This is a genomic window from Shimia sp. NS0008-38b (assembly GCF_040370365.1).
Classification (GTDB): Bacteria; Pseudomonadota; Alphaproteobacteria; order Rhodobacterales; family Rhodobacteraceae; genus Shimia.
In genome coordinates this window covers 162,379-186,234 of sequence record NZ_BAABWQ010000001.1, presented here as the reverse complement: position 1 = coordinate 186,234, position 23,856 = coordinate 162,379, and the positions used below count along the sequence as shown (strand labels likewise).

The window sequence follows — 23,856 nt, the reverse complement described above, 5'->3', positions numbered from 1 at the left end:
ACCCTCCCCTTGGCCTGCGCTGAACGCAGCCTACATCAACCAAACCTTTGGTCAATGATAAGCCCTCGACAAACTGGCATCCCGTGCCCATCCAAGCTATGCAGAACAAACCTCACTTGGACCGCTCGATGCCGCTTACTCTGACCCAGCTTTCTGACCTTGCAACGCTGCCATTTGATGACATCATCGACGTCCGTTCGCCGGCCGAATTTGCCACGGACCACCTCCCAGGCGCCGTCAACCTGCCTGCCATGTCCAATGAAGAGCGCGCACGTGTCGGCACAATCTACGTGCAAGACAGCCCCTTCAAAGCCCGTAAGATCGGTGCCGCCATCGTGGCACGCAACGTGGCCGCACATCTGGAAGGTCCCCTTTCGGCCCACAACGGCGCCTACAAACCCTTGGTATATTGCTGGCGCGGGGGACAACGCTCCAGATCGGTCGCGATTATTCTGCAACAAATCGGCTGGCGCGCAGATACCATAACGGGCGGCTATCAGGCCTACCGCAGGTTGGTATCTAAGACCCTCTACGAGGGTGTGATGCCCTGCCCTGTGGTGGTGATCGATGGCGGAACCGGCACCGCAAAAACCCGCCTTTTGCACCACCTCGCCGCGCAAGGCGCACAAACGTTAGACCTTGAGGCGATGGCCAACCATCGTGGCAGCTTGTTTGGCCCACTGAGCGATGCTCAACCAAGCCAAAAAGCCTTTGAGAGCAGCCTCGCAGGTGAAATGGCGCATCTTGTGCCCGAGCGCCGGGTGTATGTGGAGGCCGAAAGCTCTAAGATTGGTCGCCTGATCATCCCACCAACATTGTGGCAAGCTATGATCGCCGCGCCCAATCTGCGCCTGACCTGCCCCATGCAAGCCCGCATCACTCATCTGTTGGACGCTTATCCTGACATGCTGGCAGAGCCCGAAAAGCTTGTCTCAATCCTAGAGCAACTGATCCGGTATCACGGCCGCGAAAATGTCAGATATTGGCAAGAAATGGCCTCCGAACGCGCTTACTCGCCGCTGATCCGCGCCTTGATCGAAACCCACTATGATCCCCGCTATATGCGCATCTCACGCGCGCACGCACCAGTGGCCAAATCTATTGATCTGCCTGATCTCAGTGACAGCACCCTTGCGACCACGGCGGCCCAGTTGATCAGCGCAGAGTGATCGCGGGCGGGCCTGCCTTCAAACGCCCAATAACAGCGGCCTCATGCCCGGCCGCGCGCAGTTGGGTGACCAATTCACTGGCGTGACCCGCAGACACAGCAGCCAGAAACCCTCCCGCCGTCTGCGGATCATGCAAAAGCGCCGCCTTCGCGCTCTCTGGCCCAAACACCGGCGCATGCGCGCGATTGTCGTCAAAAATTGTGCTGCGGTGCCCCGCCTCGGCCAACGCCTCGGCGCCGGGAAAAATCGGCACCGAGGCCAAGTCCACCTCTGCGGCCACATTTGACGCCCGACAGATCGCCATCAAATGTCCTGCCAAGCCAAATCCAGTAACATCTGTCATCGCGTGTGGTGACTTTAAGATTGATGCCGCATCCCCTTGTGGTTCCGACATTTTCTTTAGAAGCGCCGAAACATCCACACCACGCGCATGCCCCTTCATCATTGCCGCCAAAATCGTCCCGCTGCCAATTGGGCGTGTCAGCACCAACTCATCTGCGACCTGCGCGCCGCCAACAGAGATCGCCTTGCCCGGCAACAAACCCGTCACCGTAAGCCCAATCGTCAACTCCGCACCCATGGTCGAATGCCCCCCAACGATTTCGGCCCCCGCACCGCGCAGCACATCACCTGCTCCGTGCAAAATCTCCGTCATGGCGCGCGCCTGAAGGTCTGCAGACATCCGCGGCAATGTCACCGACAATAACGCGGACTGCGGCGCAGCCCCCATGGCCCAGACATCCCCAAGTGCATGCACTGCCGCGATGCGGGCCATCTGACCGTGGTCAGCGGTAAATCCACGCAGATGATCCACACTGATGACCTGTTGCACAGATCCCATTTGCAACACCGCAGCGTCATCTCCGGGACCACTCACGACATCCTCACGCTGCATCCTTGGCTGCGCACTTAGAACCTGTTCCAACCGGCCAGGCGCAACCTTAGCACCACATCCGCCGCACAACATCTGCACGTCTCCTCCGTGATCCCCGCCTTGCGCAAGCAACGCGGGGCGCACGGAACGCTCCATCGTGGGCAGTGACGAAAACTTGGCCATAAATCGCTGATCTATGCCGTCCTTGATCCGCCAAAGAGCTTTGCCAGGTTGGCGCAAACACCGCCCCCATTTTGCCGCCACAGCGGCCTGCTCGCCCAAAGAGATCAGCTTCAGATAATCATTCTGCGGCGCAAAGGATTTGAACTGCCCCCCGGTCAACGCCGCACGCAGGTTCGCCAAGAGCACTGGCGCGGCCCGCACCGCAAACACCCCGGCTTTTGGCCGTGGCGACGCGCTCAGATGGGCGCAATCTCCAACCGCAAATAACCCGTCACAGCCCGGCACTTGCAGCTGGGCATCCACCTTCACAAAGCCCGCGTCATCACAGGGCAGCCCAGATTGCGCAATCCAGCCATGCGCGAAGCCGCCCGCAGCTACAACGGTGAAATCGGAAGGCACCACAGACTGCCCGCACAGTTCAACCGATCCAGATGTCACCTCAGACACCTGCGCGTTTAGAAGGACCTGTACCCCCAACTCCGCCATCGCCGCCGCAAGCACCCGGTCAACAGCCGGGACTTCCGCCGCCAATTGCGCACCAGCTTCAATCAAGGTCACACAGTCCCGGTGGCCAAGCTTTGACAGTTGATAAGCCATCGCCATGGCAAGCTCACAACCCGCCACACCACCGCCGATCACCGCAACGTTTGCGCCGCTGTCACCCGCCCGTACTTGCCCCAAAAACCGTGCCCACCCGTCGGCATAGCGATCCAATGGTTTGGCGCCCATTCCGTGCGCCGCAAGCCCCGCTATGTGCGGCGTGACCGCGTGAAGACCCACATCCAAAGAGGCCACGTCATAGGCAATCTCCCCACGCCCCGCCACGGAGATCGTTTTGGCCAACGGATCAATCGCCTCGGCCGTGCCTTCAATCAAACGCGCCCCGGCGAAATGAGCCAGCTTTACAAGGTCAATGTCCAAATCTTCGCGCGAGTAGTGCCCGGCGATGTGGCCCGGCAACATGCCAGAATACGGTGCGGTCGGCCCCGGATTGATCAAAGTGATCTGCACACCTGCCACCGGCTTCATGGCCCACATCCGCAGCAAAAGCGCGTGGGTATGACCACCTCCCACCAAAACCAGATCACGTGTCAAAATGGGGTCACCAGTCATCGGCATGTAGTCTGCTCTTTCTTTGCTTTCTGTCTGGTTACCCTATCGTACGGTCCCACAACACCCACCTGAAACAAAGTGAACGCAAGATTTACCCGCAGCCTTTTGCCGACAAAATTGGCACCTCCGCGATACAGCCGCGATAACGACGCAATACCGACGTGCCAAAATCCCCAATTTAGACCATCTGGTAAACTTATTGCCCTGATTGAAAGGAAGCGGCTAGACAAGCCAGCTCCACCTTGACAGGGTGCCCGCTCAAGACAACGAGGTATGGCCATGAGCGCGCGCAAAATCATCATCGACACAGACCCTGGACAAGACGACGCGGTCGCAATTCTTCTCGCTCTGGCAAGTCCCGAAGAGATTGACGTATTGGGCATCACGGCTGTTGCTGGCAACGTTCCACTGAATTTAACTTCTAAAAATGCGCGTATTGTCTGTGAGTTAGCAGGTAAACACGATGTTAAGGTCTATGAAGGCTGTGATCGGCCGATGGGTCGACCCTTGGTGACCGCTGAGCATGTGCACGGCAAGACTGGTCTTGATGGGCCAACCCTTCCGGATCCCGTGATGCCTGTTCAGGATCAGCATGGTGTGGACTACATCATCGAAACACTTCGTGCACATGAGGCTGGCACAGTCACACTGTGCCCGTTGGGTCCCCTCACAAATATCGGCACTGCTTTCACAAAAGCCCCTGACATCATTGAAAAAGTTCAGGAAATTGTTCTCATGGGCGGCGCTTACTTTGAGGTAGGCAACATCACACCTGCAGCAGAATTCAACATATATGTTGATCCACAGGCGGCAGATATTGTCTTTAAGTCAGGTGTCCCCATTGTGGTGATGCCCCTTGATGTCACACACAAGGCTTTGGTCACCAAACCCCGCAATGATGCCTTCCGCGCCCTGAACACCGACGTTGGCATTGCCGTCGCGCAAATGACTGATTTCTTTGAACGTTTTGACAAAGAGAAATACGGCTCTGAAGGGGCGCCGCTCCATGATCCTTGCGTCACAGCCTACCTAATCAAGCCTGAACTGTTTTCCGGTCGCCACATCAACGTCGAGATCGAGACACAGTCAGAACTGACCATGGGCATGACCGTTGCAGATTGGTGGGGCGTCACAGGCCGAGACGCCAATGCACTGTTTGTTGGGGATGTGGATGCAGATGGTTTCTTTTCCCTTTTGAAAGAAAGACTTGCTCGTCTATGAGCAGTGCTCTGCACCTTGCGACAGGCACGGATTTCAAAGCTCTGGAAGGCCTTGTTGTGGCCTTTCACGCCGAAATGCACATCACCACAGATACGGCCCACCGTCACGCTGCTCTGATGCCACTCTTGGAGGGCTCGCCTTATGGAGCGGCTTATTTGATTGGCCCACGTCGCGCGCCAGTTGGCTATATCGTGGTTACGTTCACGTGGTCAGTAGAATTTGGCGGCATGGAGGCCACCCTCGACGAAGTCTACATACGTCCCAATGTGCGCGGCAAAGGTATGGCCTCCCAAGCGCTCATCTTGCTTTGTCAAACTCTTGAAAAAAATGGCATAATGGGCATCAGCCTTGAAGTGGACAAAGACGACTTGGCTACACAAAAGCTGTATACACGCATGGGATTTTTGATACGCGAACGCTTTGCGTTGATGACAAGAAAGGCATAGGTTGCAACCAAATCTCCGCCACACTGCGCTAAGGTTGCCATCATGACTTTGCAAATCCCGTTTGAGAACACCTATGCCGCGCTCCCTGAGCGCTTGTTTTCCAGACAAAAACCCACGCCAGTTAGGTCACCAAAACTGATTGCCTACAATGCCGCTTTGGGTGCGGAACTAGGTTTCAAAGAGACACAGGATGAAACCGAACTTGCACAAGTGTTTTCCGGCTCTGTACTTCCGGACGGCGCTGATCCGATCGCACAACTCTATGCGGGGCACCAATTTGGAAACTGGAATCCTCAGCTTGGAGACGGACGAGCCGTATTGTTAGGAGAATCAAACGGTTACGACATTCAGCTCAAAGGATCCGGGCCAACACCTTTCTCCCGGCGTGGCGATGGGCGCGCATGGATGGGGCCCGTACTACGTGAATACGTGATGTCTGAAGCAATGCACGCTTTAGGGGTTCCGACCACACGTGCTTTGGCCGCTGTTGCGACTGGCGAGGAAGTTTTTCGTGAGCGGCCCCTGCCTGGCGCAGTTCTAACGCGTGTAGCAAGTAGCCATATACGCGTTGGCACCTTTCAGGTGCTTGCCGCACGCCAAGACCTCGACGGTCTAAGGGCGTTATTCGAATTTGCCTGCGCGCGTCATTACCCGCACGTTTCAGATCCTGCTGAATTCCTGCAATCGGTGAGTAAACGTCAGGCAGAATTGGTGGCGCATTGGATGTCGTTTGGTTTCATCCACGGGGTTATGAACACCGACAATTGTACGATCTCAGGAGAGACCATCGACTACGGCCCCTGCGCGTTCATGGATGAATTCCACCCTGGTAAGGTGTTTTCATCGATCGACCGAAACGGGAGATATGCCTATGGAAATCAACCAGATATCTCCGTTTGGAACATGGCCCAGCTCGCCACTGCTTTGCTGCCGTTGGAAGACAATTCCGACAGCGCTGTCGCGCAATTTACAGACGTAGTCCATAACATGCCTGACCTGATCCGTACCGCATGGCGCAATCGGTTTTCTGCCAAGTTGGGGATCGCTACACCCGCGCAAACTGACGAGCAATTGATTTCGAGACTCTTGTCGATAGTGACGGACAAAAGATCAGATTTCACCAATACTTTCAGGTCTCTAACCGAAGACACATGGCAGATCACTGAGTTGGCGAACTCAACAGAATGGCCTGCCTGGCTAGAGGACTGGCAAACGCATTTGGAAGCACAGCCAGAAGACCCAAAAGAAATTATGAGCAAAGCCAATCCGATCCGCATTCCTCGCAACCACAATGTCGAGGCGATGATTAAAGAGGCCGTTGATGGGGACTACGGTCCATTTTTCGCGCTCAATACAGCACTCTCGAAACCGTTTGAGCGCTCATCAGAGTTTCAAAGATACACTTTGCCCCCGCAACCAGAAGAAACCGTCACACAAACCTTTTGCGGCACTTAACAATTCTGCGGCGTCGCGTATCATGGCGCAAAGTGAATATGTTTGAATGCCAGCGCGGGAAACCCAGTGCGTATTGCCACTTACAATCTACAAAAATGCGTGGGGATAGACCTACAGCGTCGGCCGGCGCGAACTATGGTTGTCATACGTGCACTGCGCGCCGACATTACCGTGCTGCAAGAAGCGGACAAACGCATGCCGCCCCGACCAGCAGCTTTGCCACGCGAACTTGTGGCCCAAAAGGGTTTCGTTGCGGTGGACTTTGGTCAACCACATGGGTCCTTAGGGTGGCACGGGAACGCCATGCTTGTGCGTCCCACTATCGAGGTCACAAAGGCAAAAGGCATCCATCTTCCCGGGCTTGAGCCACGCGGGGCCATTTGCGCAGATTTGCTCACTCCAAGCGGACCCCTTCGAGTGATCGGTCTTCATCTCGGACTCATTCGCCGTTATCGCTTGCTTCAATTGAACGCAATTTCTCGCGTGCTAAGGCGTTTGGAACCCATGCCAACACTATTGGCAGGTGACTACAATGAATGGGGATCTAAAGCAGCACTTGATGCAGCCACACCTGGGTTCGATTTCATCCGCACACCCCATAGCTTTCCAGCACCAAGACCCATAGCGGCACTAGACGGCTTTGCCTTAAACTCTGGGATTTTACCGCGTGACAATGGCGTGCTTACACGCCGCCCTGCACAAGCTGCATCTGATCACCTTCCGATTTGGCTGGACTTTGATCTGCAACATGAAACCGCGCTCACAGCGTAAAAACTCAAGGACTCAACGTTTGATGACCCGCTATTTCGTTTACGACGTGTTCACGAACTCACCTTTCGGTGGCAATCCTTTAGCTGTCATCCCTGATGCAAGAAATATTGCTGAAGAAACCTTGCAGAAGATCGCACGCGAGTTCAACTTCTCCGAAACAACCTTTGTGTATCCGGCAGAGTCGGAGGAGCATACGGCGCGGGTGCGCATTTTTACGCCGACCATGGAGATCCCCTTTGCCGGGCACCCTGTGATTGGAACCGCTCTGGCACTTAGGGATGAAGGTGCCAAAGGACCTTTGACGTTTGAGCTTGGGGTTGGACCGATCACGTGCCAAATTTCAGAGTCATCCGCAGAGTTCCTAACACAAGCTCCGCTTGAGCATTTGGCGGATCCAGACCCCACTTTGGTTGCGGAGGCCTTGGGAAAAACCACAGATGCGATCGACTTTTCGGTTCATCCGCCTTGTATGGCCTCTTTGGGTCTCGCTTTCACCATCACACAACTCAAGGACCGCGAGAGCCTTGCATCACTCACCCCCGACATTGCCGCATTTCGACGTGGACGTGACGCACATCCGTCTAGCTTGGACTTTGCTCAATTCGCCTATGTCCGCGAAGGATCGCAGGTTTTCGCACGGATGTTCGCACCGCTAGATGACATCCCTGAAGATCCCGCAACCGGCAGTGCGTGCGCCACTCTCGGAGCGCTTTTGGCCAAAATCGAAAGCACTCCAGTAACGCTCTCGATTCTGCAAGGTGAAGATATGGGCCGCCCCAGCGCAATTTCTGTTGTAGCCGACAGCAATGGTGTCACTGTTTCAGGCAATGCCGTGCGAGTGATGGAAGGCGCGTTCTCATTTGCTTAAGCCGTTGGCGTCTTTTTGAGCTCCAATCACAAAAACGGTGGAATCCGGTTCTGGGTTTGGATACACAGGAAAGCCAGACGTAAATCGAAGCCAAATATACGGATAAGCCATGTGCGACACCATCTTAGACCGCTGCGAGTCCAAAGGCCTTCGAATGACCGGACAACGCCGGACAATTGCTGGCGTGCTTCAAGACAGCACCGATCATCCCGACGTTGAACAGCTTTATGCACGGGCCTCTGCACGTGACGCTGGCATTTCTTTGGCCACAGTATATCGCACCGTGAAATTATTTGAAGAAGCGGGCATCTTGGACAAACTGGAATTTGGTGATGGTCGTGCGCGCTACGAAGATGCGGAGCGGGCACACCATGATCACCTGATTGATATCAATTCAGGTGAAGTGATTGAGTTCGTCGACCCAGAGATCGAAGCGCTGCAAGAGAAAATAGCTGAAAAACTCGGGTACAAACTCAAGGGGCACCGTTTGGAGCTCTACGGCGTACCTTTGAAAAAATAGCCGCTCACGCATTCAGCTAGGATTGTGCCTGCGCCCAACGTTTCAAACCTCTCGCACGGCGGGAGGTTTTTTTGCATTTGGGCGGCGATGTTCCTTGTTTCCGTCTTCGTTCAGGCCTCATAAGTTAATTTTGCGACAAACATTGTCGCATTCCGACTTGCCGATTTAGTCCAGTTCGAAGTTGCTGAGTTTAACAGACGACAAGGAGAAGCCGATGGACATGACGACACGAGTCGCCGTTATCGGGGGTGGCGTGGTTGGCTGCTCCGTTTTGTATCACTTGACCAAACTTGGGTGGTCCGACGTCATGTTGCTAGAGCGTTCAGAGCTGACTTCTGGATCGACTTGGCATGCTGCTGGCGGGTTTCACACCTTGAATGGCGACACCAATATGGCGGCGCTGCAAGGGTACACGATTAACCTGTACCGCGAGCTCGAAGAGCTGACAGGTATGTCCTGCGGGCTTCATCATGTTGGCGGTGTGACATTGGCGGACAACCGAGAACGGTTTGACATGCTGTTGGCCGAGCGCGCCAAACATCGGTTTATGGGGTTAGAGACCGAGATCATTACACCCGAAGAGATCAAAAAATTCGCACCGGTCACCAATGTCGAGGGCATCATTGGGGCGCTATATGATCCACTGGATGGGCATCTGGATCCATCAGGTACGACGCATGCCTACGCGAAGGCTGCTCGTTTGGGGGGCGCGACAATTCAAACCCACACCAAGGTCATTGAAACCAAACAACGGCCTGACGGTACATGGGATGTTGTTACGGACAAGGGCACAATTCACGCAGAGCATGTTGTCAACGCAGCGGGTCTCTGGGCGCGTGAAGTGGGGGCAATGGCCGGCGTATACTTCCCACTGCACCCAATGGAACACCAGTACATCGTCACCGAAGACGTGCCGCTAATCAAAGAGATGATGCAAGACGGCAAAGAACACCCGCATGTTATGGATCCAGCGGGCGAAAGCTACCTGCGTCAGGAAGGACGTGGGCTTTGTATTGGGTTTTATGAACAACGTTGTCGCCCCTGGGCTGTGGATGGCACGCCCTGGAACTTTGGTCACGAATTGCTTCCGGATGACTTCGACAAGATCGAAGACAGCATCAACTTTGCCTATGCCCGTTTTCCAGCCCTTGAGACTGCAGGTGTGAAGTCTGTGATCCATGGCCCGTTTACCTTTGCGCCAGACGGCAACCCATTGGTTGGACCGGTTCCGGGGATGCGCAACTACTGGTCAGCCTGCGCTGTAATGGCCGGTTTCAGCCAAGGTGGCGGCGTTGGCTTGATGTTGGCGCAATGGATGGTTGAGGGGGAATGTGAACGCGACACATTTGCCATGGATTGTGCGCGGTTCGGCGATTGGATAACACCCGGGTACACCCGGCCAAAGGTGATCGAAAATTATCAAAAACGTTTTTCCGTTTCTTACCCTAACGAAGAGTTGCCAGCCGCACGTCCTTTCCGCCAGACGCCAATGTATGACACTTTTGACAAAATGGGGGCAGTCTGGGGACAACAGTTTGGTCTCGAAGTGGTGAACTATTTTGCACGTGGCGATGAGCCGCGCTTCGAGACCCCTTCTTTCCGTCGGTCCAACGCTTTTCAAGCGACGGCACGCGAGGTCGACGCCGTGCGCAATGCAGCTGGCATCAACGAAGTACATAACTTCGGCAAATACATGATAGCGGGGCCAAATGCGCGGAACTGGTTGAACAAAATCATGGCCGGGCGCATCCCGAAGCCAGGCCGTCTGTGTCTGACTCCGATGCTAACACACAAAGGCCGCCTCATTGGTGATTTCACAGTATCTTGTCTGTCTGACGATGCTTTCCAGTTGACCGCGTCCTACGGCTCACAAGCGTTCCATATGCGCTGGTTTGAAAAGAATGAGGCCGAAGGGGTACACGTCAAAAACGTTTCAGATCAGCTAAACGGTTTCCAGATTGCGGGCCCAAAGGCGCGCGACGTGCTACAAGCCTGCACGCGTGATGACATCTCCGAAATGGCCTTCATGGACGTGCGACCGGTGATGGTTGGTATGGTCGACTGTATCGTGCAACGAGTCAGCTACACCGGTGATCTCGGATTTGAAATCTATTGCGATCCAATGGCTCAGCGCGCGCTTTGGAACATCCTGTGGGAAACGGGTGAACCGTTGGGCATGAAACCTTTTGGCATGCGAGCGATGATGTCACTGCGACTGGACAAATTTTTTGGGTCTTGGTTGTCTGAGTTCTCGCCGGACTACACCGCCGCGGAAACCGGTCTTGACCGCTTCATCTCGTTCAATAAATCGGATAACTTCATTGGCCGCTCTGCCGCTGAGGCAGAACGTGTGCAAGGGCCAACCCGCCGCTTATGTGCATTTGAAGTTAAAGCTGACAATGCCGATGTACATGCCTACGAGCCGATCTGGCTCGACGGAGAGGTGGTCGGTTTCTGCACTTCGGGCGGCTACTCCCACTACAGTAAGAAATCTGTCGCGCTTGGGTTCCTCCCGACGGACAAGATTTCAAACGGCCTTTCTGTGGAGATCGAGATCCTTGGGCAAATGCGCCCGGCCACACTTCTTGATAAGGCGCTTTTTGATGCAGACGGAGCCTGCATGCGCGGGTAATATCGCGTAAAGCAACGCTCTGGGAACCCAGCCTACTATGCTGTCAATTTTATTACTTGCAGCCGGTGCATCCTCTCGCATGCGAGGGGGCGACAAATTACTTGAGGAGGTCGACGGTGCGCCACTGTTGCGAACGCTGGCAATGCGTTCTCTAGATGTTTGTGACACAGTCATTGTGACCTTACCGCCCAAGAACGCCAAACGGCTGGCAGCGCTTGACGGACTCAAAGTGACAACGGCGTTGGTACAAGATGCCTATTTGGGAATGGCACACTCCCTGCGCGCGGGCATTGATGTTCTCCATCCAACGGCCTCTGGTGTGGTGATCTTCCCGGCAGATATGCCGGATCTTAGCGCGGAAGATTTACAACTGTTTGCAAATGCGCACTCTGCCGCGCCAGAAACGATCTTCCGCGGGGTTTCTGAAACAGGACAACCGGGGCATCCTGTGCTGTTCCCGAAATCTTGTTTTGTTGAGTTGGGAGCTCTGTGTGGAGACATCGGCGCACGGGATGTGTTGCGGCGCAAGCAGGGGGTGATCGAGACAATTGCACTGCCCAATGAACACGCCTTGACGGATTTAGATACCCCTGAGCAGTGGGTCAGTTGGCGCAAATCTAAATCTGCACCGACAACCACCTGAGATTTCAGAACACAAAATGATCTGCGCTGAGATCGTTTAGATCCACGTCGTCTAATGTGATCCAATGGGCACCGACCGAAATGACCACATCGACGCCAGATTGGACAATATGACTGTTCATCAGATCGGAAAAGCTTGAGATAGACGAAACTTCGGAAAAATCGATGACATCCGATACGCCGGATGTGGCGAAATCAACAATGGTATCCTGACCGAAACTGTCTTGGAAAACAAAGGCATCGACGCCATCTCCGCCTTCCATTCGATCATTGCCACCGTCACCACGCAATGTGTCATTGCCCGCGCCACCGATCAATGTATCGTCACCGCCTGCACCGCGCAAAAAGTTGTCGCCAGAACTCCCGGTGAGATGATCCGCCGCAACATTAGAACCCCATAGATGTTCAATATCAATATACGTGTCCGCACTTGAATTGGCACCCGTACCCAAGTCCACGGTCACGCCAGATGTGTGGCCCCAATAAGAGACTGTGTCCTGACCGGCGCCTCCGTCAAACGTATCTCGACCGGCATCATCGCGCAGATAATCATCACCTGAACCACCGTCCATTGTGTCGTTGCCACTGTTTCCGTACAGCCTGTCGTCGTCCGCATCGCCATAGAGGTGGTCATTTCCTGACCCACCAAACAACGTGTCATTCCCGTTGTTGCCTGACAGAACATCGTTGTAGGCCGCGCCGTCTAGTAGATTTGCGCCATGGTCACCAATAAGCGTATCCGCCGCCAAATTGGACCCCAACAAATTCTCGATACTGTCATAAGCATCCGCACTCGTGTTTTCACCTGTCAGCAGATTGACGGAAACACCCGACTTGTGGCCCCAATAAGAGGCCGTATCCACGCCATCCCCACCTACGAAGTAATCAGCGCCGCTTTCATCTCGCAGGTAGTCATCCCCTGCGCCGCCTTCAAGCGTGTCACTCCCGGACCCGCCGTAAAGCCGGTCCGTACCCAAACCGCCGACCAGTGAATCCTCACCGCCATAGCCATAGAGTGTATCATCACCCCCGGCCCCATCTAAGTGATTGCCAAGGTGATTGCCGTAAAACTTATCATTTGCAATATTGGAGCCGAGAAAGTGTTCAATGCTGTCATAGCTGTCTGAACTCGAATTGGCGCCCGTAGTCAAATTCGCGGTCACACCATATTTGTGTCCCCAGTACGAAACTGTATCTTGCCCATCTCCCCCAATAAAAACATCACGTCCGTTTTCATCCCTGAGATAGTCGTCTCCGTCGCCCCCCTTCAGTGTATCGTTTCCGGCCTGACCATAGAGCCGATCGTCACCACTTGCGCCATACAAAAGATTGTCAACGCCATCTCCCCACAGGGTGTCATTGGCCAGATCAGATCCATAAAGGTTTTCTATGCTGTCATACGTATCAGAACTGGAATTCGCGCCCGTGCCAAGATTGACTTCCACGCCGTACTTATGGCCCCAGTAAGAAACAGTATCACTTCCGTTGCCGCCGAAAAAATCATCTTTGCCATTTTCATCGCGCAGATAGTCGTTGCCATCTCCGCCAATCAGCTTGTCGTCGCCACTGCCCCCATAGAGCCGATCGTTACCGGATTTCCCTTCCAAACGGTCATTGTTGCCATCGCCATAAATAGTATCGTGTCCAGTTCCACCAACCAGCACGTCCATACCATCATATCCGCGCAGATAGTCGTCGCCACCGCTACCAAAGAAATCATCTACGCCACTGCCGCCGTACATGGTCTCTGAAGAACTGCTTCCCGACAATACATTTGCATGCTCAATGACGATCTCGATCACCTCGTAGGGATCAAGGTCAAAGGACAAATTGGAAACGCTGCTGCCCAGTTGAGACTGCGTGACCGCGGTCAAAGATCCCGCAACATCGGTTTCAGTTACAAAATAGAAATCATCAAGATTGTTAGGTGTCCCGACGCCGGGCAAAACATAGATATCTTCAGGCTTAGGAAGATAAGTGGTCCAATTTCCATTACTCAACTTAAAGTAAGATGAGTCATATGCGTCACCAAGCACGTCTATCAGATCCTGCCGTTCAGAATCCTCGATTTTTCGTTTCGGTAACCGTGAGACCAGATCACCGTTTGCGTCATATGCTGCATTGTCGCTGAAACCGTCCGAGCTGTCCAAGTCGATCCCAATAATGCGGCCAGACCATTCCACCGCCTGACCAGCAAGCTGTGAGAGATCAAGAGTGAAACCTTCACCGAACTGGTCGCTATGGGAGGTAACGTAGACGACACTTCGATACCCGTTGCTGTAGCCGTTGACCTCCAATTCCGTGGGATCAAACCCTCCAAGTGACACGCTATACATAGTGTCTTCGTGGCCTACCAAGCTTTCGGCCATGAGTTTCACAGCCAACCCGGCAGGTGTTAGCTGCACCGGACCGGCGTCAGAGTTACCACCTGCGATAGCCGTTGTCGTGTTATGGCGCAGAGTCCAAAAATCGGCGCCGTCTACGCCCATTTCCATCATGTTCTCAAATTGCTCGACGACAACACCAGCGCCTCGGAGACCCATCCAAGACCATATGTTGGTCTCAACGTTCCACTCGGTAACCTGAATGTCTATGTCTTGAGGCATCATGGCTTCCCATGTGGAAAACCTCAAATCCAGAGCCTTGATTTCAGACCGCGTAGACTGCTCGCTTAGATCATAACCTTCAACATCATCATCGTAGTAGTAATGCGCAATAATGCCGTCGATCCCAGCGGAAGCGCTGTCATTTTGGAACCCGTTGGTGATGTCGTGATCATCATCCAACTGCTCCATCAATTCGAGATTGCCTTTGATTACGCGCTGATGAAAGTTGCTTAGGCTGCGGTAGTATTGCTCGGCGTTCTGGCTGTCAGACCAGTCGTCTGGACGGTGCTCCTCGTCCCAGTGCCCCATTGCCGCAATGGCATCATTGTCGCTAACGGAACCGTAGCTACCGCCTTTGTAGTTCGATGCGCTACCGACAACATTTGATGTTTGGACCCATATATCCGGCTGATAGCCATCCACAGACGCTGTACCAAGAGCTTTGGCAATGTCATAGGCGTGCGTCCCATACTCGACTTCGTCAATCTCAGCCCAAAATTCATTCCCAATCTCGTAGCCAACGATCAAGTGTGCCTGATCACCCATGTATGCCAACATGAGTTCCGCCCAATCCTGAACATCGCGTTGATCGGCGTTTTCATCGGTGAGCGCTGCAACAACCAGCGTAGTGCGCGTGCCTGTTTCCTTCACCCAATCCAAATAGTTACGCAGATCTTCCCGTAGTTGATCTGAGCCGGATTGGCTGCGGTCCAATTCGATAATGTTCTCAGATGCGGCCCGCCCTCCAGGATAACGCAAACGCGTACCCCCGACCAGATCAACAGCATCCACGAACAGATCGTTGGGAACCCCATTCTCCTCATTGGTCGAGCCAAGAAGGTTGATCCCAAACATATCCTCGCGCACCTCTACCGGCGCACTACTGCGGTCCACAGTAATGGTAATAGGCATAAATCAGTCCTCAGAAGCGTTACGAGCTGGTGGCTTGGATAAAGTCCATTCGCTTGACTGCGTACCGTTCTGAGTACGTAGTCGACGCTCTATGCGTCATGCTTTTGGCAAAGCAATTCTGTTTGAGAAACATACCTGTATCCCCACGATATGGCCCTTACGGACCGCTACAAATCCCACATACAGTGGTAGGCCGGGGGACTTAACGAAACCAAAACAAACTAGAAACACATCGAGCAGAATTTGAGGCGTAATTTAGAACAAATGAAACTGAATGTAAGCGACTGATAAAATGCACTTTTTAGCAGCGGTTTTGGCAAGACTTTCGAAACCCAATGTTGTCAAAATTTTAAGAAGATACGGCATGCCCAATTGCCGCCACATTTAGGCCACCGCGGTGCCAGACCCCAACAAACAAAGGCTTCAAAAGGTCTCATTTGAGTCGACAGACCCAAAGAGATTCGCGACTTTAGGCTAAGTAAAAACATTGAGTTGGGAAGATGGCGCACCTGAGAGGATTCGAACCTCTGGCCTCTGCCTTCGGAGGGCAGCGCTCTATCCAGCTGAGCTACAGGTGCCTGAGTTCGGGGTATAGCCAGTGTGGCTATGCCCCGCAATCGCAAAATGAATGCTTAACTGAAGAGTTCATGTGCCAGTTCCAATGCGTCAACAAGCACGTCAACCTCCTCGGTGGTGTTGTATAGCCCAAAACTAGCACGACAGGTCGCAGACACGCCCAGATGATCCATCAAAGGTCCGGCGCAGTGATGGCCGGCTCGGACTGCAACGCCCTTTTTGTCCAGAATGGTCGAGATATCATGTGCATGCGCGGCCCCATCGAGCGTAAAGCTGAAGATCGCCGCTTTGTCAGGCGTGGTACCTTGAACCTGCATCCAGTTCAAACCCGCGAATTTTCGCACCGCATAATCCCGCAGTTTCGCCTCATGTAGCGCGATGTTCTCCATACCCAGAGACATCATATACTCCAATGCGACGCCAAACCCGATGGTTTGAACAATACCCGGCGTACCAGCTTCGAATTTCATAGGGGGATCATTGTAAATCACCGTATCACGACTGACCTCTTTGATCATGTCGCCCCCCCCAATGAACGGGCGCATTTCTTTCATGCGGTCCATCTTGCAAAAGATTGCACCTGACCCTGACGGCCCATAGAGCTTATGCCCGGTTATAGCGTAAAAATCGCAACCAAGGTCCTGAACATCAACCGGGGCATGAACCGCCCCCTGAGAGCCATCAACCATCACCGCAACACCACGTTCGTGGGCGGCTTGTGTGATCGCCTTCACATCAACCATGGTGCCCAAGACGTTTGAACACTGAGTGATTGCAACCAACTTAGTTTTTGGACCAATGGCATCGATCACCGCTTGCGGATCTAGCGACCCATCAAGCGCGGTGTCCACCCATTTTAGCACAACGCCCTGACGCTCCCTTAAAAAGTGCCAAGGAACGATATTGGCATGATGCTCCATCACGGAAAGCACAATTTCATCGCCCGCTTCCATGCGCGGCATCGCCCAACCATAAGCCACCATATTGATGCCTTCGGTGGTGCCGGAGTTCAGGACAATCTCATCCTCGCTCCCTGCATTGAGGAACTTTGCGATTGTGCCACGCACAGCCTCATACTTGTCCGTCGCAAGGTTGGATAGGAAGTGTAAACCTCTATGAACATTAGCATATTCCTCAGAATACGCCTGTGAAATAGCATCGATAACGGCCTGCGGTTTTTGTGCAGATGCACCATTGTCGAGATAGACAAGCGGCTTTCCATTCACCTCTCGGCTGAGAATTGGAAAATCAGAACGGATTTCATTTACGTCGTACATCTCAGGGCATCCCAATCGCTGTCGCTGTGACAAGCGACAATAGAAGTATCATTCCGGCAAACATCCCAACCATGGTGATCACCGACAAAAGCACCGCTTTCATCAAGCTGTTGAAGCCGTGAACCACGTTTATGAAGTTCAAAGACACCCAAATTGAGTACAGCCCTACTCCAAGCACGAAAATCAAGGCAAAGCCTGGCATCGCCAGCATCAACAGAAGCGATGCGACTTGAACTACAAATCGGACATGTAACAACCAGCCAATGGCCAAAAGCACATCTTCGAACCGACCACGGCCGCCAATTGCGCGCCCGCCCCAAAAAAGGGAGAACACCAAAATCACAAAAACGCTTCCAAACACCAAGGCATATAGAAGTGGCTTGTTAAGAAACGGCGCTTGCATCTCTGCGGGGAGCGGAAACACAGCGAGCATCACAATGCCCGCCAATGTATTAAGCACAACACCAAGAGCAAGATTTTGCCAGCCGACGTTCCTTGAAACAGGTATTCCAAGCAATACAAGTGCGGCTTCGGCCGGGTCCCGAATGGTGAGCCACAATAGGGCACTCAGTTGAGCTCTCATGCTGCTGCCCTACCCGCTTCAATCAAACCGGACACCCAAATCCAAAGAAATGCCACCAACCAAACCACGCCGACAAGGCCGAGCGCAGCACCATCTCCCACAAACCCTTCCACAAGCCCAACAAGCAAGTAGATGGGTCCGGTCGCAGCAAGTGCCCAAAACAGTGCCAGACGCGCGCCAAAAGCCGTCTGTTTACGCCTCAACAGCTTCAGAAACAGATGGCTTACAAACGCGAGCAAATAGGCGCACAGCGGCAAAATGAACAACAATGCAAACAAGCTGCCCCCCAACAGTGGGTTCAACTCTGTTTGCTTCAAATGCGCCTCTCGCGCCAATGCAGGCCAACGGGACACAAAAATCACGACACAGGCGCCCATAAGGATCGCAAACGCACGATCCTCACGTTCACCCATGTCCAAAAGCCGGCGCACCACAGTCCGTGGTGCGCGGTAACTCATGGCAATATCGCGTACAAACGACATCAGTCGCGCCGACGCTCCAACCAGCCTTCCAAACGGGCGATCAACTCATCGCGCAGCGCTTCGCTTTCAACTTCGTCGATTGCTTCCGCCACAAAGGACATCACCAGCAGGTCCGTTGCGATGTCTTTTGGCACGCCGCGAGCGCGCAAATAGAAGAGAGCATCTTCGTCGATCGCACCGGAGGTTGACCCATGAGAACAAGCTACGTCGTCAGCGTAGATTTCAAGCTCAGGTTTTGCGAGAAACTGACTGTCGTCATCCAAAAGCAGAGACTGGCTAATTTGGTAGCCATCGGTCTTCTGAGCGTCGGGCTGGACCAGAATTTTTCCCTGAAACGTGCCAATCGCACCGTTACGGAGCACTTTCTTGAAGACCTGGCGACTTTCACAGTTCACCGCGTCATGTGTCACGAACACCGTATCATCATGGTGGAACTCGCCGTCACCCAAACACGCACCTGCGACGTGGGCCACAGCATCATCACCCGTCAGTTCAAGCACGGCTTCATTCCGTGTCAAACGACCATTGACGGTAAGTGTGAACGACTTGAACACACTTTCAGTCGCCAAACGACCAAAGATGTGAGTCACTGCACGGCGCTCATGATCACGGCCTTGGGCACGTACGTGGTGGAACGTTGCTCCGTCGGCCACATCTACTTCCATGACTTTGTTCAAACGCGCCGCAGCTGGACCATTCTCCAAAATGGTCACTTCCGCACCAGCGTCAAGCTTTACAAGGTGGTGCAGGATGGCATCAGATGTTGGTGCCTTGTGACGGTAAATCAAATTCACCGGCTTACTGACCTTAGACGTGGCATGGATCACAACGCCATCTGTGGCAAAAGCAGTATTCATCGCCGCCAACGGGCGCTCAACAGGTGTCTGCCCGTTGGTTTCCAACGTACCATATAGATCTTTGGCCCAATGGATGTCTTTTGCCGCGGCATCGACCAAACGTTCGATTGTCATGCCTTCAGCACTGAGATCGTCGGACTGCTCCGCATCAAACACGCCATCGACAAACACCACTTTGATCCTATCAAAGCTGTCAAACAGTGGCGCTTCGCCGGTTTCGAAAACCGCCGCCGCGGGCACTTCTGATTGCGTCAAAGAATCCGGACGAGTGTAGCGCCAGTATTCATCGCGACGATCCGGCAGACCCATCTCAGTGAGGCGTGCGAGCGCTGTTTTGCGCGCCTCCGAAGCCCACTGGCCACCAACAGGCAAGGACATGGTGTCCAAACGCGCTGCTGCAGCCTCTTGTTTCTTTGCCAAAGCGGCCATTACGCCACCTCCGCCAAAATGTCTGCATAGCCGTTCTTCTCAACTTCAAGCGCAAGCTCTGGGCCACCAGTTTTAATGATACGGCCATCCGCCATGATGTGCACAACGTCGGGTTTGATGTGATCCAAGAGGCGCTGATAGTGCGTGATCACAAGGAAACCACGTCCAGCGTCACGCAGAGCGTTTACGCCTTCAGACACCAGTTTCATCGCATCCACATCCAGACCGGAGTCTGTTTCGTCCAAGATACACATCTTTGGCTCAAGCATCGCCATCTGAAGGATCTCGTTGCGTTTCTTTTCACCGCCGGAGAAGCCCACATTGACCGGACGTTTTAGCATGTCCGCATCGATCTTCAGTGTTTTCGCTTTTGCACGGATTTCTTTTAGGAAATCTGCGGCAGACAGTTCTTCTTCGCCGCGTGCTTTGCGCTGTGAATTCACCGCAGTGCGCAGGAACGTCATGTTGCCAACACCGGGGATTTCCACCGGATACTGAAACGCCAGAAACAGTCCCAAAGCCGCGCGCTCTTCAGCTTCCATCTCAAGCAGGTCTTCGCCCGCCAAAGTGGCTTCGCCGTCAGTGACCTCATAGCCGTCTTTGCCAGACAGCACATAAGACAGCGTGGATTTACCTGAACCATTAGGACCCATGATTGCGTGCACTTTGCCCGCTTCCACTTTCAGATCCACACCCTTCAGGATCTGCTTGTCTTCGTCTTCAAGTTTGACCTTTAGGCCTTTGATTTCCAACATCTTGTATTCCTTCGCGTTTCCTCAAGCGCCAGGCGCTCGGTCATATTTCTTTGATGTGAATTGGCCTCAGCCAAACACGTATGTCATCACCATCATCACGCTCATCGCGGCAATTCCGCAGATGGCAGAGGTCACAAAAACCGATCCAGCCAGCAACCCATCTGAGCTACCCGTACGGCTTTTGCGAATCCCGAACCCCACGGCCGAGCCAAGCGCAATGCCAGCCCCGACGCCTGCGGATTGCTGCATAAGTGCATGAATCGTTTCCATTAGCCCACAGACCCTTCCAGCGAAATCGCCACAAGTTGTTGCGCTTCCATGGCAAATTCCATCGGCAGAGCCTGAAGCACCTCTTTGGCAAAACCATTCACAATCAAGGCCACGGCCTCTTCTTCCCCCATGCCACGCTGGCGGCAATAGAACATCTGCTCGTCATCCACTTTAGACGTCGTTGCCTCATGCTCCACGCGCGAAGAGTTGTTCTTCACCTCGATATACGGCACCGTGTGTGCCCCACATTTGTCGCCAATCAGCAAACTGTCACATTGGGTGTAGTTACGGCTGTTCTTTGCTTTTGGATGCATCGACACCAGACCGCGATAGGTGTTCTGCGCCACACCAGCGCTGATGCCTTTGGAAACGATGCGCGATTTGGTGTTCTTGCCCAAATGCACCATCTTGGTGCCGGTATCTGCCTGCTGATGGTGGTTGGTAATCGCAATCGAGTAGAACTCGCCCTGACTGTCGTCTCCACGCAGAATGCAAGATGGATACTTCCATGTTACCGCAGAGCCAGTTTCGACTTGGGTCCACATCACTTTGGAGCGATCGCCACGGCAATCCGCGCGTTTGGTCACAAAATTATAGATGCCGCCCTTGCCGTTCTCATCGCCGGGATACCAGTTCTGAACGGTGGAGTATTTTACCTCAGCATCTTCTTCGATGATGATTTCGACCACCGCGGCATGCAACTGGCTGGTGTCACGCTGAGGAGCAGTACAGCCCTCTAGATAAGACACATATGATCCTTTGTCCGCGATGATCAATGTACGCTCAAATTGGCCTGTGTTTTCCGCGTTGATGCGGAAATAGGTAGACAGCTCCATCGGGCAGCGCACGCCGGGCGGCACATAGACAAACGACCCGTCTGAGAAAACAGCGCTGTTCAATGTGGCGTAGAAGTTGTCAGACACAGGCACCACGGAACCGAGGTACTTCTTCACCAATTCAGGGTGCTCGCGGATTGCCTCGGAGATGGAACAGAAAATCACCCCAGCGCTTTTCAGCTCGTCTTGGAAGGTGGTGCCCAAGGAGACCGAGTCAAACACCGCATCCACAGCCACCTTGCGTCCTTCGGCCGGTGCGTTCTCTGCACCTTCGACGCCAGCCAAAATCATTTGTTCTTTCAGCGGAATACCCAGCTTTTCATAGGTCGCCAGGAGCTTAGGATCCACGTCATCAAGCGATTTTGGCTTCTCTTCCATGCTCTTTGGACGCGCATAATAGTACTGATCCTGAAAATCCACTTCAGGATAGTCCAACATCGCCCACTCTGGTTCTTCTTTGGTTAGCCAGCGCTGGTAGGCCTCAAGACGCCAGTCTGTCATCCATTCCGGCTCATCGTTTTTCTCAGAGATCAGGCGCACGATATCTTCGGTCAGCCCTTTGGGGGCATATTCCATCTCGATTTCAGTTTCCCAACCGTATTTGTACTTTCCGCCCACTTCGCGAACGGCATCTACAGTCTCCTGATCGACGCCTTCTTTTACTTGTGTCTGGTCGATAGCGGCCATTGGCTACTCCTGTCTGTTCGCTTGTTTGCGGAGCTCTCATGCAGAGCGCGCAAGATGTTTCCTTTGAATGGCGCGCCATGTGTCGGCAAACCCCATCACGTCCTGTTCTGTTGTCGCAGGGCCGAGACTGACCCGGATCGCGCTTGCGGCTATCGAGTCATCAAAACCCATCGCGGTCAGCACCTTGCTCGCCCGGACTTTGCCGGAGGAACAGGCCGACCCAGCAGACACCGCATAGCCTGCCAAATCCAATTGCATCACCTGCGTTTCACCCTTCCAACCCGCTGTCGCAATACAGCTGGTGTTGGGAAGTCGTCGCGCGCCCTGCCCGACAAAGATGGTGTCGTTGGTATCAACAGCAAGTCTCTCTTCCAGCAAATCTCGCAACTCTGCAACCCGATCCCAGACGCCACTCGCAAGGTCATGTGCCGCCGCAGTTGCTGCCGCTGCAAATCCGGCCGCTCCAATGATGTTTTCGGTACCGGCACGCCGTCCCATTTCTTGACCGCCGCCACGCAACTGCGCAGCAATTTCTGTGCCGCGTTTCACAACCAAAGCACCAATACCTTTTGGCCCGCCGAGCTTGTGCGCGGAAATCAGCGCCATTTGCGCGCCGCTCCAGTTGAAGGCAAGCGGCAGTTTGCCAAAAGCCTGCGTCATGTCACTTACCGCGAGACCCTCAGGCAAGTTTTGAACAATACCGGTCTCTGAATTCGCAAGCTGCACACAGCTTTGCGACGGGTCCAAAATCTCAACCGCACCATCCGCCGAAACAGATAGGTCACCTTCAATCCAGGCGCCCACCGCATCATGCTCTATGTCCGCACCATGAAGATGGCGACCTTTTAAGGCCAAAGCAGCAGCCTCAGTTGCGCTTGATGTGAAAATCACATCTGCTCCGTCCGCGCCAAATGCGCTGGCAATGTCTGAGCGGGCACGCTCCAGTAGACTTTTGGAATGACGTCCTTCTGCGTGCACCGAAGACGGATTCCCGACAACGTCCATCGCCGCGATCATCGCGTCTTTGGCCTCAGGCCTTAACGGCGTTGTGGCATTATGATCAAGGTAGGCTCGCATCAGATGGTTTCGTCCACCACAGAAAACAGTGTTGGCACAGCGGGGCATGGAGCAAGATCGTTTTCAACGATGTCCGATAAGCGTGTTTGGTGCAAAAAGACATAAACATGTGCTGACAATCCTTCCCACAACCGATTGGACATCGATTGCGCACGTGAGCCGCAAGACCCTCCGCTCGCGCCTGCGCCGGTGTGCAACGCTGAAACTGTTTCATCGACTGCGGCCAGAATGTCGGCAACACGAATGTCAGATTTCGAACGGGCAAGGCGATAGCCTCCGCCCGGCCCACGCACAGATTCGACCAAACCGGCCCGGCGCAGCTTTACAAACAATTGTTCAAGATAGGGCAGCGAGATGTCTTGGCGCTTGGCAATTTCGTTCAGACTCACCAAATCTTCGATGGGTTGCAATGCAATATCGGCCAAAGCGACAACCGCATACCGGCCTTTTGTCGACAGTTTCATCACACTCCCCTTCGAATTGATTGACCTCAGCCGCCACTGTGCTTAAGTCGCTAGAACCCAAACGGCGCAAACGCGTCAAATAGATTTAGAAGCGTTCTAAGGTAGCCAAGCAAATTCGTCAAGAATACACGGCCACCTTTTGAGGGAGATA

General features: G+C 53.8%; 20 protein-coding genes and 1 tRNA gene. 9 read left to right on the top strand and 12 right to left on the bottom strand.

Features of this window, described 5'->3' with window-relative positions; all coding sequences use genetic code 11:
* Positions 1-98: 98 nt before the first annotated feature.
* Positions 99-1,169 (top strand): tRNA 2-selenouridine(34) synthase MnmH, encoded by a 1,071-nt coding sequence (gene mnmH / locus ABWV47_RS00895; RefSeq protein ID WP_353307951.1) that lies wholly within the window; start codon positions 99-101, stop codon positions 1,167-1,169.
* Here mnmH and selD read toward each other — a convergent pair.
* On the bottom strand, positions 1,156-3,345 hold the full coding sequence (gene selD / locus ABWV47_RS00890; protein ID WP_353307950.1) for a selenide, water dikinase SelD: 2,190 nt from the start codon (positions 3,343-3,345) through the stop codon (positions 1,156-1,158). The two genes, mnmH and selD, sit on opposite strands and share 14 nt — an antisense overlap.
* A gap of 273 nt (positions 3,346-3,618) precedes the next feature.
* On the opposite strand from selD, the gene ABWV47_RS00885 reads away from it, so the two are divergent.
* From ABWV47_RS00885 to ABWV47_RS00850, 8 genes are all read left to right on the top strand, one after another.
* Positions 3,619-4,560, top strand: coding sequence for a nucleoside hydrolase (locus ABWV47_RS00885; protein WP_353307949.1), 942 nt, complete (start codon positions 3,619-3,621; stop codon positions 4,558-4,560).
* Positions 4,557-5,006 carry a GNAT family N-acetyltransferase gene (locus ABWV47_RS00880; RefSeq protein WP_353307948.1) on the top strand — a complete coding sequence of 150 codons (450 nt, stop codon included), beginning with the start codon at positions 4,557-4,559 and terminating at the stop codon, positions 5,004-5,006. The genes ABWV47_RS00885 and ABWV47_RS00880 overlap by 4 nt, the downstream gene beginning before the upstream one ends.
* A gap of 42 nt (positions 5,007-5,048) precedes the next feature.
* Positions 5,049-6,461 (top strand): protein adenylyltransferase SelO, encoded by a 1,413-nt coding sequence (locus ABWV47_RS00875; RefSeq protein ID WP_353307947.1) that lies wholly within the window; start codon positions 5,049-5,051, stop codon positions 6,459-6,461.
* 66 nt (positions 6,462-6,527) lie between these two features.
* Positions 6,528-7,232, top strand: coding sequence for an endonuclease/exonuclease/phosphatase family protein (locus ABWV47_RS00870; RefSeq protein ID WP_353307946.1), 705 nt, complete (start codon positions 6,528-6,530; stop codon positions 7,230-7,232).
* Positions 7,233-7,254: 22 nt separating this feature from the next.
* Entirely contained in the window at positions 7,255-8,100 is an 846-nt protein-coding gene (locus ABWV47_RS00865) for a PhzF family phenazine biosynthesis protein (RefSeq protein ID WP_353307945.1), read from the top strand.
* Between the two features lie 109 nt (positions 8,101-8,209).
* The gene (locus tag ABWV47_RS00860; protein ID WP_353307944.1) at positions 8,210-8,620 is read left to right on the top strand and encodes a Fur family transcriptional regulator; all 411 of its coding nucleotides are present in this window, start codon (positions 8,210-8,212) and stop codon (positions 8,618-8,620) included.
* Positions 8,621-8,834: 214 nt separating this feature from the next.
* On the top strand, positions 8,835-11,252 hold the full coding sequence (locus tag ABWV47_RS00855) for a GcvT family protein (RefSeq protein ID WP_353307943.1): 2,418 nt from the start codon (positions 8,835-8,837) through the stop codon (positions 11,250-11,252).
* Positions 11,253-11,289: 37 nt separating this feature from the next.
* On the top strand, positions 11,290-11,895 hold the full coding sequence (locus ABWV47_RS00850; RefSeq protein ID WP_353307942.1) for a nucleotidyltransferase family protein: 606 nt from the start codon (positions 11,290-11,292) through the stop codon (positions 11,893-11,895).
* A 4-nt stretch (positions 11,896-11,899) separates the two neighbouring features.
* Here ABWV47_RS00850 and ABWV47_RS00845 read toward each other — a convergent pair whose 3' ends face one another.
* The 11 genes from ABWV47_RS00845 to iscR form a co-directional block, all read right to left on the bottom strand.
* Positions 11,900-15,412 carry a calcium-binding protein gene (locus ABWV47_RS00845; RefSeq protein ID WP_353307941.1) on the bottom strand — a complete coding sequence of 1,171 codons (3,513 nt, stop codon included), beginning with the start codon at positions 15,410-15,412 and terminating at the stop codon, positions 11,900-11,902.
* 501 nt (positions 15,413-15,913) lie between these two features.
* Positions 15,914-15,990, bottom strand: a tRNA-Arg gene (locus tag ABWV47_RS00840).
* A 54-nt stretch (positions 15,991-16,044) separates the two neighbouring features.
* A complete protein-coding gene (locus tag ABWV47_RS00835) occupies positions 16,045-17,265 on the bottom strand; it encodes a cysteine desulfurase (RefSeq protein ID WP_353307940.1) in 1,221 nt (406 codons plus the stop codon).
* Position 17,266: 1 nt separating this feature from the next.
* Positions 17,267-17,848 carry a YIP1 family protein gene (locus ABWV47_RS00830; protein WP_353307939.1) on the bottom strand — a complete coding sequence of 194 codons (582 nt, stop codon included), beginning with the start codon at positions 17,846-17,848 and terminating at the stop codon, positions 17,267-17,269.
* Positions 17,845-18,330, bottom strand: a complete 486-nt coding sequence (locus ABWV47_RS00825) for a YIP1 family protein (RefSeq protein WP_353307938.1) — start codon at positions 18,328-18,330, stop codon at positions 17,845-17,847. The genes ABWV47_RS00830 and ABWV47_RS00825 overlap by 4 nt, the downstream gene beginning before the upstream one ends.
* Complete coding sequence (locus ABWV47_RS00820; RefSeq protein WP_353307937.1) at positions 18,330-19,616, bottom strand: SufB/SufD family protein; 1,287 nt, start codon at positions 19,614-19,616, stop codon at positions 18,330-18,332. Before ABWV47_RS00820 ends, ABWV47_RS00825 begins: the two co-directional genes overlap by 1 nt.
* On the bottom strand, positions 19,616-20,371 hold the full coding sequence (gene sufC / locus ABWV47_RS00815) for a Fe-S cluster assembly ATPase SufC (RefSeq protein ID WP_353307936.1): 756 nt from the start codon (positions 20,369-20,371) through the stop codon (positions 19,616-19,618). Before sufC ends, ABWV47_RS00820 begins: the two co-directional genes overlap by 1 nt.
* 66 nt (positions 20,372-20,437) lie before the next feature.
* On the bottom strand, positions 20,438-20,641 hold the full coding sequence (locus tag ABWV47_RS00810; RefSeq protein ID WP_353307935.1) for a hypothetical protein: 204 nt from the start codon (positions 20,639-20,641) through the stop codon (positions 20,438-20,440).
* Positions 20,641-22,164 carry a Fe-S cluster assembly protein SufB gene (gene sufB, locus ABWV47_RS00805; protein WP_353307934.1) on the bottom strand — a complete coding sequence of 508 codons (1,524 nt, stop codon included), beginning with the start codon at positions 22,162-22,164 and terminating at the stop codon, positions 20,641-20,643. Before sufB ends, ABWV47_RS00810 begins: the two co-directional genes overlap by 1 nt.
* Before the next feature lie 36 nt (positions 22,165-22,200).
* Positions 22,201-23,244 (bottom strand): cysteine desulfurase family protein, encoded by a 1,044-nt coding sequence (locus ABWV47_RS00800; protein WP_353309528.1) that lies wholly within the window; start codon positions 23,242-23,244, stop codon positions 22,201-22,203.
* Positions 23,241-23,705 (bottom strand): Fe-S cluster assembly transcriptional regulator IscR, encoded by a 465-nt coding sequence (iscR, locus tag ABWV47_RS00795; RefSeq protein WP_353307933.1) that lies wholly within the window; start codon positions 23,703-23,705, stop codon positions 23,241-23,243. Before iscR ends, ABWV47_RS00800 begins: the two co-directional genes overlap by 4 nt.
* Positions 23,706-23,856 lie beyond the last annotated feature (151 nt).

Coding starts and splice junctions, on each gene's coding strand:
- ABWV47_RS00825 (WP_353307938.1), bottom strand. CDS start 18,330: ATGTCGTTTGTACGCGATATTGCCATGAGTTACCGCGCACCACGGACT.
- ABWV47_RS00845 (WP_353307941.1), bottom strand. CDS start 15,412: ATGCCTATTACCATTACTGTGGACCGCAGTAGTGCGCCGGTAGAGGTG.
- iscR (WP_353307933.1), bottom strand. CDS start 23,705: ATGAAACTGTCGACAAAAGGCCGGTATGCGGTTGTCGCTTTGGCCGAT.
- selD (WP_353307950.1), bottom strand. CDS start 3,345: ATGCCGATGACTGGTGACCCCATTTTGACACGTGATCTGGTTTTGGTG.
- mnmH (WP_353307951.1), top strand. CDS start 99: ATGCAGAACAAACCTCACTTGGACCGCTCGATGCCGCTTACTCTGACC.
- ABWV47_RS00880 (WP_353307948.1), top strand. CDS start 4,557: ATGAGCAGTGCTCTGCACCTTGCGACAGGCACGGATTTCAAAGCTCTG.
- ABWV47_RS00855 (WP_353307943.1), top strand. CDS start 8,835: ATGGACATGACGACACGAGTCGCCGTTATCGGGGGTGGCGTGGTTGGC.
- sufB (WP_353307934.1), bottom strand. CDS start 22,164: ATGGCCGCTATCGACCAGACACAAGTAAAAGAAGGCGTCGATCAGGAG.
- ABWV47_RS00835 (WP_353307940.1), bottom strand. CDS start 17,265: ATGTACGACGTAAATGAAATCCGTTCTGATTTTCCAATTCTCAGCCGA.
- ABWV47_RS00820 (WP_353307937.1), bottom strand. CDS start 19,616: ATGGCCGCTTTGGCAAAGAAACAAGAGGCTGCAGCAGCGCGTTTGGAC.
- sufC (WP_353307936.1), bottom strand. CDS start 20,371: ATGTTGGAAATCAAAGGCCTAAAGGTCAAACTTGAAGACGAAGACAAG.
- ABWV47_RS00875 (WP_353307947.1), top strand. CDS start 5,049: ATGACTTTGCAAATCCCGTTTGAGAACACCTATGCCGCGCTCCCTGAG.
- ABWV47_RS00885 (WP_353307949.1), top strand. CDS start 3,619: ATGAGCGCGCGCAAAATCATCATCGACACAGACCCTGGACAAGACGAC.
- ABWV47_RS00865 (WP_353307945.1), top strand. CDS start 7,255: ATGACCCGCTATTTCGTTTACGACGTGTTCACGAACTCACCTTTCGGT.
- ABWV47_RS00850 (WP_353307942.1), top strand. CDS start 11,290: ATGCTGTCAATTTTATTACTTGCAGCCGGTGCATCCTCTCGCATGCGA.
- ABWV47_RS00830 (WP_353307939.1), bottom strand. CDS start 17,848: ATGAGAGCTCAACTGAGTGCCCTATTGTGGCTCACCATTCGGGACCCG.
- ABWV47_RS00860 (WP_353307944.1), top strand. CDS start 8,210: ATGTGCGACACCATCTTAGACCGCTGCGAGTCCAAAGGCCTTCGAATG.
- ABWV47_RS00810 (WP_353307935.1), bottom strand. CDS start 20,641: ATGGAAACGATTCATGCACTTATGCAGCAATCCGCAGGCGTCGGGGCT.